This is a genomic window from Arthrobacter sp. 7Tela_A1 (assembly GCF_049311065.1).
Classification (GTDB): domain Bacteria; phylum Actinomycetota; class Actinomycetes; order Actinomycetales; family Micrococcaceae; genus Arthrobacter_B.
Genome location: NZ_JAXIOO010000060.1, coordinates 1 through 11705 on the forward strand (window position 1 = coordinate 1; position 11705 = coordinate 11705).

The 11705-nt window shown below is 67.8% G+C and carries 8 protein-coding genes and 1 pseudogene; 2 read left to right on the top strand and 7 right to left on the bottom strand.

Going from position 1 to position 11705, the window contains the following annotated elements:
- Positions 1-80: 80 nt before the first annotated feature.
- The 6 genes and pseudogenes from TVB01_RS16090 to TVB01_RS16115 form a co-directional block, all read right to left on the bottom strand.
- Positions 81-509 (bottom strand): annotated as a pseudogene (locus TVB01_RS16090) (response regulator transcription factor); the annotation flags it as partial.
- On the bottom strand, positions 506-3013 hold the full coding sequence (locus tag TVB01_RS16095; protein ID WP_422456916.1) for an ATP-binding protein: 2508 nt from the start codon (positions 3011-3013) through the stop codon (positions 506-508). The pseudogene TVB01_RS16090 and the gene TVB01_RS16095, both read right to left, overlap by 4 nt.
- Positions 3014-3016: 3 nt before the next feature.
- A complete protein-coding gene (gene kdpC / locus TVB01_RS16100; RefSeq protein WP_422456917.1) occupies positions 3017-3610 on the bottom strand; it encodes a potassium-transporting ATPase subunit KdpC in 594 nt (197 codons plus the stop codon).
- A gap of 21 nt (positions 3611-3631) precedes the next feature.
- Positions 3632-5797 carry a potassium-transporting ATPase subunit KdpB gene (gene kdpB, locus TVB01_RS16105; protein ID WP_422456918.1) on the bottom strand — a complete coding sequence of 722 codons (2166 nt, stop codon included), beginning with the start codon at positions 5795-5797 and terminating at the stop codon, positions 3632-3634.
- A 1-nt stretch (position 5798) separates the two neighbouring features.
- Entirely contained in the window at positions 5799-7460 is a 1662-nt protein-coding gene (kdpA, locus tag TVB01_RS16110; RefSeq protein WP_422456919.1) for a potassium-transporting ATPase subunit KdpA, read from the bottom strand.
- A complete protein-coding gene (locus TVB01_RS16115) occupies positions 7460-7549 on the bottom strand; it encodes a potassium-transporting ATPase subunit F (protein WP_227896188.1) in 90 nt (29 codons plus the stop codon). The genes kdpA and TVB01_RS16115 overlap by 1 nt, the downstream gene beginning before the upstream one ends.
- 352 nt (positions 7550-7901) lie before the next feature.
- Here TVB01_RS16115 and TVB01_RS16120 point away from each other — a divergent pair, with 352 nt between their 5' ends.
- Together TVB01_RS16120 and TVB01_RS16125 are read left to right on the top strand one after the other, a co-directional pair.
- Complete coding sequence (locus TVB01_RS16120; RefSeq protein WP_422456920.1) at positions 7902-8087, top strand: hypothetical protein; 186 nt, start codon at positions 7902-7904, stop codon at positions 8085-8087.
- Between the two features lie 76 nt (positions 8088-8163).
- Entirely contained in the window at positions 8164-10164 is a 2001-nt protein-coding gene (locus TVB01_RS16125) for an FAD/NAD(P)-binding protein (RefSeq protein ID WP_422456921.1), read from the top strand.
- Here TVB01_RS16125 and TVB01_RS16130 read toward each other — a convergent pair.
- On the bottom strand, positions 10127-11608 hold the full coding sequence (locus tag TVB01_RS16130) for an aldehyde dehydrogenase family protein (protein ID WP_422456922.1): 1482 nt from the start codon (positions 11606-11608) through the stop codon (positions 10127-10129). The two genes, TVB01_RS16125 and TVB01_RS16130, sit on opposite strands and share 38 nt — an antisense overlap.
- Positions 11609-11705: the final 97 nt, after the last annotated feature.

An 11705-nucleotide genomic window follows, 5' to 3' on the forward strand; every position in this document is an offset into this window, starting at 1 on the left:
GGGGGGCGGGGCGTCGGTCGACCCACTCACCGATGCGCCCTTGCGGGGGGGTCCCGGGGCCGGCGGGCCCGGGGGGCGATTCGCGCGACCTGGCGGGCAGCCAGATCCACGCGCACGTTGCCGAAACTGACGGCCGGGCTGTCCTGCGCCGCACCGGTGCGGCGCTTTAGGGCACGGATGCGGGCCAGCAGTTCCTCTGCGGAAAAGGGTTTTGTTACGTAGTCGTCCGCACCCAGGTCGAGGGCGCGGACTTTCTCAGCGGAATCGGAGCGTCCGGAAATCACCAGGATGGGCATGGAGCTCCAACCGCGTACCGCTTCGATGACTTCCATGCCGCTGAGGCCGGGCATGCCCAGATCCAGGACCATCAGGTCCGGGTGGCTGTCCACGGCCCGGCGCACCGCTGCTGCGCCGTCCTGGGCTGCCACCACCTCATAGCCGTACGCCGCCAGCGTGATTTTCAGGGCCCGCAGGATCTGGACGTCGTCGTCAGCGAGCAGGATCTTCACAGTGCCGCCGCGGGATCCGCGTGCCGGGAGACGGGCGCAGCCGGCAGGCTGAGCACCATGGTCAGTCCTCCGCCGGGTGTCTTTTCCGTCTCCAGGGTGCCGCCCATCCCTTCCATGAATCCTTTCGCCACAGCCAGGCCCAGGCCCAGGCCGGTCGTGTTGTCGGTGTCGCCCAGCCGCTGGAAGGGAACGAACAGCTCTTCTCCGCGCTCGGGGGAGATCCCCGGTCCGCAGTCTATGACGCGCAGTTCCACCGTGCCGCCGAATTCGCTGGCCGTGAGCAGCACCTTGGCATCCGGCGGGGAGAAGCGGACGGCGTTGGCGAGTACGTTCACCAGTACCCGCTGCAGCAGCACGGCGTCCCCGAGCACGGGAGGCAGGCCGGGGGCCAGGTCAAGCTGTACTTCGGCCGGCCCCATACCGAGTTCCTCGAGCGCCGGCAGCACCGCGTCTGCGGCTTCCAGCGGCACCAGCGAGACCGCCAGGGCTCCGGCCTGCAGCCGGCTGACGTCCAGGAGGCTGGTCACGAGCTCGGAGAGGGTATGCAGGGACTCCTCAGCGGTTGCCAGCAGCTCCTGCTGGTCCCGTTCGCTCCAGGCCACATCCTCGGCGCGGAGGCTGGTGACAGCGGCGGTGGCCGCGGTCAGCGGACGGCGCAGGTCATGCCCGACGGCGGCCAGCAGGGCCGTGCGGACCCGGTCTGCGGCGGCCAGCGGCCCCATGCCTTCGGCCATTGCGGACAGATCCCGGTAGTCCAGCGCCGCTGCCAGCTGGGCCGCCGTGACTTCGAGCAGCCGCAGGTCCGCCGAGTCCGGAATGCGGCCATAGAGTTCCAGGACGGCTTCGCCCACCTCAATCCGGTGTGCGGGCCGCCCCGCGGGAGGAACAATGCCGGATACGGCAAGATCGGTATCTCCGCTCCGCAGCCGGGCGGCGGTGAGGTTGAAGGCCTCCCGCACCCGTCCCACCAGGGCTTCCACCGCGTCTTCGCCGCGCAGCACGTTGCCGGCGACGGCGGCCAGAAGATCGGATTCCGACGCCGCCCGCCGGGCAGCCCGCGAACGCCGCGCCGCCCGGTCCACCACAAAACTGACCAGCATTGCATTGGCGGCATACAGGACCAGGGCGAACAGGTGCAGCGGCTCGGAGACGGTCACTGTGTAGAGCGGATCTATGAAGAAATAGTCCAGGGTCACGCCCGAAAGCAGTGCGGCGAAAAGTGCAGGCCAGATCCCTCCTGCCAGTGCCACCAGAATGACCAGCAGCTGGTAGGCCAGCACATCGCTGGTAATCGATTCCGGGGTGCTGACCCCAACCAGCAGCCAGGTGAGCAGCGGACCGCCGGCCAGGGCGAGCGCAAAACCAGCTGCCCGCCGTCGGGCACTAAGAGCCCCGCCCAGGCGCGGAAGCCCCCGGTGACCGCCGGCGGCACCGTGGTTCACGATATGCACGTCAATGTCGCCGGAGAGCCGGATGACGGTAGCGCCGATGCCCGGAGCGCCAAACAATGCGCGCAGGCGCGGGCGCCGGCTGACGCCGATCACCAGCTGCGTCGCGTTGGCGGAGCGGGCGAAATCCACCAGGGACCCTGGTATATCCGAACCGACCACCTGATGGAAGCTGCCGCCGAGTTTCTCCACCAGCGCACGCTGCACGGCGAGTTCACCGGGATGGGTTTCCCGCAGCCCGTCTGGATTGGTCACATGCACTGCCAGCAGTTCCCCGCCTGCGGAGCGTGCGGCAATCCGGGCACCGCGCCGCAGCAGCGTCTGCCCCTCCGGGCCGCCGGTGAGCGCTACCACCACGCGCTCCCGGGCCTCCCACTTGCTGCGGATGCCCTTCTCATTCCGGTACCGGTTCAGTGCGCTGTCCACTTCATCGGCCAGCCAGAGCAGCGCCAATTCGCGCAGGGCGGTGAGGTTGCCGACGCGGAAGTAGTTCGAAAGGGCGGCGTCCACCCGGGCGGCCGGGTAGATGATTCCCTCGGCCAGCCGGCCGCGGAGCTGCTCCGGAGCAATGTCCACCAGTTCAATCTGGTTGGCTGCGCGGAGCACATCATCGGGGACCGTTTCGCGCTGCAGGGTGCCGGTGATGCCTTCAACGACGTCGTTCAGCGAATCAATGTGCTGGATATTCACGGTGGAAAGCACGTTGATACCGGCGTCGAGCAGTGCCTGGACGTCTTGCCAGCGCTTGGAGTGCGCCAGTCCCGGGGCGTTGCTGTGTGCCAGCTCGTCCACCAGGGCGTAGTCCGGGTGCCGGGCCAGCACAGCGTCCAGGTCCAGTTCCTGCAGCTGGAGTCCGCGGTGTTCCAGCATCAGCTGCGGCACCTGTTCCAGGCCGCGGGCGGCTGCGGCGGTGGCGGCCCGGCCATGTGTTTCCACCAGGGCCACCACCACGTCCCGGCCCTCGCTGCGCAGGCGGTGGCCTTCCTCCAGCATGGTGTAGGTCTTCCCGACCCCCGGGGCTGCGCCCAGGAAGACCCGGAGTTCTCCTCGCGTCATTCGTTAAGTGTCCAGCTCCCGCAGCGCGATGTTCAGTTCCAACACGTTTACGGTTGGCTCGCCCAGGAATCCCGCCGTGCGGCCGGCGACGGCGGCGTCCACCAGCCCGCGCACGGCGGCTTCGGGAAGCTCTCTCACCCGCGCCACACGCGGCACCTGCAGGTATGCGTAGTCCGGGCTGATGTGCGGATCCAGGCCCGACGCGGAGGCAGTCACGGCGTCGGCAGGAACCTGGTCCGCCGGAACGGACTCGAGGGCGGCAACATCCCGTCGCCGTTCCGCCACGGTTTCCGCCAGTTCCGTGCTGGCGGGGCCAAGGTTGCTGCCCCCGGAGGCAGCGCCGTCGTAATTCCCGGGCCGGGACTGGAACCATTCCGGCAGGGCGGCACCGGAACTGTCCGTGAACGACTGCCCGATCAGGACGGAGCCGGTGACGGTGCCGTCAATGATGGCCGGTGAGCCGTTGGCCTGGCGGGGAACTGCCTGGGCTGCAGCGGTGGCCAGGAGGGGATATACGATGCCGAGCACCAGGGTGAAGAGGGCCAGCGCCCTGGCAGCAACGGCGAGCTGCCGGGTGGTGGAGCGAAACGCGGTCATAAGAGGTCCTTAGGTGAGGGTTTAGAAACCGGGGAGCAGGGAGACGGCCAGGTCGATCAGCTTGATGCCGATGAACGGTGCGGCCACGCCGCCCAGCCCGAAGACGAGCAGGTTCCGGCTGAGGATCCCGGAAGCGCCGGCGGCACGGTACTTCACGCCGCGCAGGGCCAGCGGGATCAGGGCCAGGATGACGACGGCGTTGAAGATGACCGCGGAGAGGATGGCCGAGGCGGGGGAATGCAGGCCCATGATGTTCAGGACCGCCAGGCCGGGGAACAGGCCCATGAACATGGCGGGGATGATCGCGAAGTACTTGGCGACGTCGTTCGCGATGGAGAACGTGGTCAGCGCCCCGCGGGTAATCAGCAGCTGCTTGCCGATCCGCACAATATCGATCAGCTTGGTGGGATCCGAGTCCAGGTCCACCATGTTGCCGGCCTCCTTGGCTGCGGAGGTGCCGGTGTTCATGGCGACACCGACGTCGGCCTGCGCCAGCGCCGGGGCGTCATTCGTGCCGTCCCCCGTCATGGCGACCAGCCGGCCGCCCTCCTGTTCCCGGCGGATCAGCGCGATTTTGTATTCCGGGGTGGCCTCGGCGAGGTAATCGTCCACGCCGGCTTCCGCAGCGATGGCTTTCGCAGTGCGGGGATTGTCTCCGGTGACCATGACCGTGCGGATCCCCATCCGGCGCAGCTCCGCGAACCGGTCCTTCAAGCCCTCCTTCACCACGTCTTTCAAATGGACGACGCCGAGGATTCGGGCGGTGCCGCCGGCGTCCCGGACCGCCACCACCAAAGGGGTGCCGCCGGAAGCCGAGATGGTGTCCACCCGGTAGGTGAGGTCCGCCAGGACGGAAACGTCAATGCCGCCACTCTGGGAGGCCCAGTCCAGGACGGCTGATCCGGCGCCCTTGCGGATGCTGGACCCGTTCGGATAATCCAGGCCGCTCATCCGGGTCTGTGCCGTAAAGGGAATGTCCTCGGCGTCCGGCACCGGAGCCGGAACGACGCCCTGGGCGGCGGCCAGGTCAACAATGGAGCGCCCTTCCGGCGTGGGGTCCAGCGATGAAGCCAAGGCAGCCGCCCGGATAAGTTCCTCCTTCTCCGTCCCAGCCACGGGGATGAACGCTGCAGCCTGCCGGTTGCCGTAGGTGATGGTGCCCGTCTTATCCAGCAGCAGGGTGGTGACATCCCCGGCAGCTTCCACGGCGCGGCCGGACATGGCCAGCACATTGTGCTGCACCAGCCGGTCCATTCCGGCGATGCCGATCGCTGAGAGCAGGGCACCAATGGTCGTCGGAATCAGGCAGACCAGCAGGGCGGTGAGCACGGGGACGCTGATGGTGGCGCCGGCGTATCCGGCCATCGGGTTCAGGGTCAGCACCACCATCAGGAAGACCAGGGTCAGGGTGGACAGCAGGATGTCCAGCGCCACCTCGTTGGGGGTCTTACGGCGGGATGCGCCTTCCACCAGGCCGATCATCCGGTCCACGAACGTTTCACCCGGGCGGCTGGTAATGCGCACCACGATCCGGTCCGAGAGCACTCGGGTGCCGCCGGTGACGGCCGACCGGTCGCCGCCGGATTCACGGACCACGGGCGCCGATTCCCCGGTGATCGCCGATTCGTCCACCGAGGCGATGCCGTGGATGATCTCGCCGTCGCCGGGGATGACCTCCCCGGCGGTGACCACTACGACGTCGCCCAGCACCAGGTCCGCGGACGCCACGGACTCCGCGGGTGTCTGCTGCGCAGCCGGATCTGACTGGGGGTTGTAGCCGTTCACGCGCCGGGCGGCGGTGGTGGTGCGGGTGGCCCGCAGTGTGGCGGCCTGTGCCTTGCCGCGGCCTTCCGCGACCGCTTCGGCCAGGTTGGCGAAGAGCACGGTGAGCCAGAGCCAGATGGCGATCAGCCAGGTGAACCCGGCCGGCACGGGGCTGCCGCCGGAGGATGGGGAACCGCCGGTGAAGGATTCAGCTACCGCGATGGCGGTGATGAGCACGGCACCGGCTTCGACGACGAACATGACCGGGGTGTGCCACATCCGGCGCGGATCGAGTTTGGCCAGTGCAACAGGGAAGGCCTTTACCGCCTGCTGCCAGTGGAAACCGGCGGCTGCTGCCGGGCGCGGGGCGGACGGGGCCGGGGCGCTGCCCGGTTCGGGGCGGTGTTTGGTGAGGGTGGACATATCAGATCAGTCCTTCTGCCAGGGGACCCAGCGCGAGTACGGGAAAGAACGTTAGAGCGGTGACGAGCACGGTGACGCCGCCGAGGACGGCAACGGACTGCGGCCGGTGCGTGGGCAGGGTGCCCGCGGTGACCGGAACCTTGCCCTGCGCCGCGAGGGTTCCGGCCAGCGCCAGCACAAAGAGGATCGGCAGGAAGCGGCCGGCCAGCATGGCCAGGCCCAGGGCGGTGTTCAGCCAGGGGGTGTTCGCGGTCAGTCCCGCGAAAGCGGATCCGTTGTTGTTGGCTGCTGAGGTGAATGCGTACAGCACCTCACTGAAGCCGTGCGGCCCGTCGTTCAGCATGGAGGTTTCCAGGACTTCGTCGCTGATGCGGGGCAGGGCGAAGCTCAGCGAGGTTCCGGCCAGGACCAGCGCCGGCATGGTCAGCACGTACAGGCTGGCGAGCTTGATCTCCCGCGGGCCGATCTTCTTGCCCAGGTATTCCGGGGTGCGGCCCACCAGCAGGCCGGATATGAAGGCCGCGACAATGGCCAGGACCAGCATGCCGTACAGGCCAGACCCCACGCCGCCGGGCGCGATTTCGCCGAGCATCATGTTCAGCATGGCCATCATGCCGCCCAGCGGGGAGAAGCTGTCATGCATGGAGTTGACGGCCCCTGTGGAGGTGAGGGTGCTGGTGCTGCCAAACAGGGTGGACCCGGCAATGCCGAAGCGGGTTTCCTTGCCTTCCATTGACCCGGCCGGGCCGTCCGCCGCGGCGAACTCCAGTGCTGTCATGGCGGCCAGGGACAGCACGAAAATTCCGGCCATGGCAGCCAGGATGGCGTACCCCTGACGGCGGTCGCCGATCATGGTCCCGAAGGTCCGGGGCAGCGAAAACGGGATGATGAGCATCAGCAGCACCGAGAACAGGTTGGTAAACGCCGTCGGGTTCTCAAACGGGTGCGCGGAGTTCGCGTTGAAGAACCCGCCTCCGTTGGTGCCGAGCAGCTTAATGGCTTCCTGCGTGGCCACCGGCCCGCCCGGGATGCTCTGCGTTCCGCCAGCCAGGGTGGAAACCTCGGTGAAACCGCTGAAGTTCTGAATCACCCCGCCCACCAGCAGCACCAGCGCGGCCAGCGCCGCGCCGGGCAGCAGGATGCGGGTCAGGGAGCGGGTGAGGTCCACCCAGAAATTCCCGATGGTCTGGGCGCCGCGTGCCGCGAATCCGCGTACCAGGGCAACGGCAACGCAGAGCCCGACGGCGGCGGACAGGAAGTTCTGCACCGCCAGTCCCGAGGCCTGCACGGCGTAGCCCAGCGTGGCTTCGGGCGAATAGGACTGCCAGTTGGTGTTGGTCACGAAGGACACGGCGGTATTGAAGGACAGGGCCTCGGGGGCCGCCGGCAGGCCGAGCGACGCCGGAAGCAGGGGCTGCAGGCGCTGCAGCAGGTACAGCGCCAGTACTCCCAGGGCGGAGAACGCCAGGACTGCCCGGAAATAGCTCTGCCAGGCCTGCCCCGAGCGGGGAGCAACTCCCAGCAGCCGGTAGGTTCCGCGTTCCATGGCCAGGTCTTTCTCGGAGGTGTAGGCGCGCGCCATGTAGTTCCCGAGCGGGCGGTGTGCCAGTGCCAGCACCAGTGCGACGGCGAGGAACTGGCCGAGCGCCAGCCACCCGGCCATCAGAATTTCTCCGGCCGCAGCAGGGCAGCCAGTACATAGACCGCCGAAGCGGCTGCCAGGATCAGGGCGGCGCAGTCGAAGAAGGTCACAGCTTCTCCACCGCCCGGGCCAACAGGGCAAGGGCAGCGAAGAACGCCGCCGTGCCCGCGATGATTACTACGTCCAGCAAGGGATTCCCCCAACACACTCGTCTCTCCTCCCGCCGGTCCGGCAGGAGGGGTGCACTAAGGCGCCGGGAATGAGTAAAAACCTGCTGCAGGGCCGATCGCGGAATCCTTACGGATTCCTCACGCGGGACTCATGGACCATAACGGAAACCCAGCAGTTGGCTTCCCAGCAGTTGCCTTCCCAGCGGCGGGCTCCCCGGCAGGAACCGTTCCGCTGCACTTGGGCACACGGGTAGAGTTCTTCGCACACAGACCCCCCGAGAGGAACCGCGCTGTGCCGATGTTCATGACGTTCCTGCTGCTGGCCGGCATCATTGCCGCAGTGGTGCTGATCGTGCTGATCTTCCGCGGCTCCCGGATCCCGGTGGAGGATGTTGAAGGACGCAGGCGGGTCAACCGCTGGTTCTGGATCCTGGCAGTCTTTGTGGCCGGGGTTTTTATCTTTGCATCCTTCACCTGATCTTTCGGGGACTCTCCGGAGTCCGTCCCAGGATGGCAGCGGCAGAGCCCCCGGATTCGGCGGATACCCTAGAAGCATGGACAAAACACAGGGACTCCGCGTTGCCGTCATCGGAGCCGGCCCGCGCGGGATCTCTGTCCTGGACCGCCTGCTGGCACGATTCCTCACACAGCCCGCGGAAGACCGCCCGGATCTGACGATCCTGATGATTGATCCGTTTACCCCCGGATCGGGGCACGTCTGGCGTCCCGGGCAATCCCGCCACTTCCTGATGAACACACCGGTGCTCTTTCCCACCGTTGTCCCGGCGGTTGGAACCGAGCATGCATTCGCCCCGTCAGTTACCGGTCTTTCCTTTGGCGACTGGGCGCGCAAGGCGCTGACTGACCCGGAGTCCGGGCTCAACGAGGCAGACCGTGCGGAAGCGGCCCGCCTGTCGCCGTCGGACTTCCCCAGCCGGGCGCTCTACGGGCGGTACCTGGAGTGGACCTACGCGGCGCTCGCTGCGGCTGCGGCGGGCGCCGGTGCCGCCGTCGTCCATCATCGGACCGAGGCACTGGCACTCCGGCGGGCCGGGGACGGCTTCGCGATTGAGGTTGCAGGGGAGGACGCGCTGACTGCCGACGCCGTCGTCCTGGCCATGGGACACCTGCCGGCCGCCCTGAACCCCGAACAGTCCCGGCTCAGCGATGCCGCCGCGCGGCTCGGCCTGCGCTACCTGCCTCCGGCTGTCCCGTCGGACGCGGATTTCACCGTGCTCCCCGCCGGCGAACCGGTGCTGGTCCGCGGCCTGGGCCTGAACTTCTTCGACATCATGGCCCAGGTGACCCTGGGCCGAGGCGGCCGGTTTGTTCCCACGGGGGAACCGGCCGGACGTTCCCTGCGCTATGAACCGAGCGGGCGCGAGCCGGTCCTGGTGGCCGCGTCCCGCCGTGGCACCCCGTACCGTGCCAAGGCGCAGCTGGAGAGCTACCTGCCCACGAGCGTGACGCTGCGCTGGTTTACCCGGGAAGCTGCAGCCAGCTTCGCCGAAGAAGGGATCCAGCCAGGTTTCGACCATGACTTCTGGCCGCTGCTTCACCGCGATGCCGTGTGGGCCTATTACTCAACGCTGGCCCGCACCGCGCCGCACTGCCTCAGCGTTTCGCCGGAATCATTCCTGGCGGACCTGGACGCAGCGCTGAACGTTGACGGACCGGACTGGGATGCGGCGAAGGAAGAGGTCCTGCAGCGCTGTGTGCCGGCCGAAAACCGGACGAGCCTGGAGGCCCTGGCGCAGCCGCTGGGGCGCCGTCCGTTCGCCGACGCCGCGGAGCTGGATGCAAGCGTCCTGGCCTACCTTGAAGACGACGCCGCGGGGTCCGCGAAGGGCGAGGACGACCCGCTGAAAATGGCCATTGGCGCCCTGAACGCCGGCCGTTCAGTCCTGAAAGCCGTGGTGGCCGACGGCGGTTTGTCCGAGGAGTCCTGGCTCACCGAACTCCGTGGCTGGTTCGAACCCCTGGTGGAGGGCCTGGCCAGCGGCCCGCCGCCGGAACGGATCGAGCAGCTCGCGGCCCTGACCCGTGCCGGGCTGGTCCACTTCGTGGGACCGGATCCGAGGTTCGACGTCGATGAGGCCCGTTCGGTCTTCACCGCTTCGTCTCCGTGGACCCCGGGAGAATACGCTGCCCGGACCATGGTCGAAGCGATGATGCCGCCCAACCGGGTCAATGCCACGCTCTCCCCGCTGCTGGCTGACCTGCTGCACCAGGGACAGGCCCGGCCCAAAGTCATGATGGCAGCAGGCGGCACCCCGGTGCTGACACCCGGACTGGATGTTTCCCTGCCTCCTTACCGGCCCCTGGACGTGAAGGGCGAACCGCAGGAGAACCTCTACATCCTGGGACTGCAGCTCTCCTCAGTCCAGTGGGGAACCGCGATCGCAGCCGAGGCCGGAGCGCCGGCCGACTCCGGCGCCCGCACCCTGCGCGATGCGGACGACATCGCGGCCGCAGTCCTGGCCGGCCCCGGGGTGCCCCGGGACCGGCCAGATTCCGCTAGAACGGATACTGGCGCGGTTCGTGCTGGAGCGTGACCGTCTGGTCCTGAGTGAACTCATCAATGGCCCACTCGCCATTGAACCGTCCCAGGCCTGAGTTCTTCACGCCTCCGAACGCCACGTGCACTTCATCATGGACAGGCATGTCGTTCACGTGGGCCATGCCCACCTGCAGCTTCCGGGCGAACTGCAGCCCGCCTTCGGCTGAACCGGTAAAGACCGCGCCGGAGAGTCCCTGCGGTGTGGCGTTCGCCAGTTCCAGCGCGTGGGCGGCGTCGCGGGCCCGCTGGATTCCGGCGATCGGACCGAAGATCTCTTCCCGGGCCAGCTCCATGTCCTGGCTGACGCCGGTGAAGATCCACGGCGAGAGGACCTGGCCGTCGGTGCTGCCTTCGAGTACGGCTTCGGCGCCCTCTTCCTTGGCGGTGCGAATCTTTTCCTCCAGGCCTTCGAGCTGCTTGGCGTTGATAATCGGACCGATCACTGTTGCGGGATCCGAGGGATCCCCGGCCGGCAGTCCGCGGACATGCTCGGTGAACTTTTCCACGAACAGGTCGTGGATCGGGTCCTCCAGGATGATGCGGTTGATCGCCATGCAGATCTGGCCCTGATGCAGGAACTTGCCCATCACGGCGGCACGGACGGCCTGGTCCACGTCGGCATCGGCCAGGACCACAAAGGGTCCGTTGCCGCCGAGCTCCAGCGCCGTGTGCTTCAGGTGCTCACCGCTCGCGGCGAGGGCACCGACGTTCTTGCCCACCGCCGTCGAACCCGTGAAGGAAATCAGGGACGGCACCGGATGCTCCACGAAGGCATCGCCGATCTCCGAGCCGGCACCGGCCACGACACTCAGCACGCCGGCTGGCAGCCCGGCCTCTTCGAAGATCTTCGCGATCAGCAGGCCGCCGGTCACCGGGGTGTCGCTGGCCGGCTTGAGGACGACGGCGTTTCCCAGGGCCAGTGCCGGTGCCACCGAACGCTGGGAAAGGTGCAGGGGGAAGTTCCACGGGCTGATGACGCCGACGACGCCGAGCGGGCCGCGGTAGACACGGTCTTCCTTGCCCGGGATGTCGGAATCGAGGATCTGGCCGTGCACGCGGTGCGGGAAGGAGGCTGACTCCCGGGTGATGGCAATTGCCGAGTCGATCTCGATGGAGGCCTTGACCGCGGTGCTGCCGGATTCGGCGGCCAGCCAGGCGGCGATTTCGTCCCGGCGTTCTTCCAGGATGTCGGAGACGCGTTCCAGAACGCGGCGGCGTTCGGCCGGAGGTGTGGCGGCCCAGGCCGGTTGGGCTTTCTGGGCGCTTGCGTAGGCATCGTTGAGGTCCTCGAGGGAGGCCAGCCGCAGGCTCAGGAGCTCTTCGCCCGTGAACGGGTTGGTGTCCGGCATCGTCTTGGACGAGCGGCCTTCGCTCCACTGTCCGGCGATGAACTGCTTGGCCGGAATCCAGCCGGATGCTGCGGGATTGGGGGTGGTCATGGGCGATCTCCTTTGTTTGGGTCACGTTTCTGACGGTGATGGGTACAACCAAGCATGCTTACTTCTTGTTCCCGGGACGGGTGGGCACGGGGTGGGG

Excerpts from the sequence above, each read along its gene's own strand:
- TVB01_RS16130 (WP_422456922.1), bottom strand. The coding sequence starts at position 11,608 with ATGACCACCCCCAATCCCGCAGCATCCGGCTGGATTCCGGCCAAGCAG.
- TVB01_RS16125 (WP_422456921.1), top strand. The coding sequence starts at position 8,164 with ATGGACAAAACACAGGGACTCCGCGTTGCCGTCATCGGAGCCGGCCCG.
- kdpA (WP_422456919.1), bottom strand. The coding sequence starts at position 7,460 with ATGGCCGGGTGGCTGGCGCTCGGCCAGTTCCTCGCCGTCGCACTGGTG.
- TVB01_RS16095 (WP_422456916.1), bottom strand. The coding sequence starts at position 3,013 with ATGACGCGAGGAGAACTCCGGGTCTTCCTGGGCGCAGCCCCGGGGGTC.
- kdpC (WP_422456917.1), bottom strand. The coding sequence starts at position 3,610 with ATGACCGCGTTTCGCTCCACCACCCGGCAGCTCGCCGTTGCTGCCAGG.
- kdpB (WP_422456918.1), bottom strand. The coding sequence starts at position 5,797 with ATGTCCACCCTCACCAAACACCGCCCCGAACCGGGCAGCGCCCCGGCC.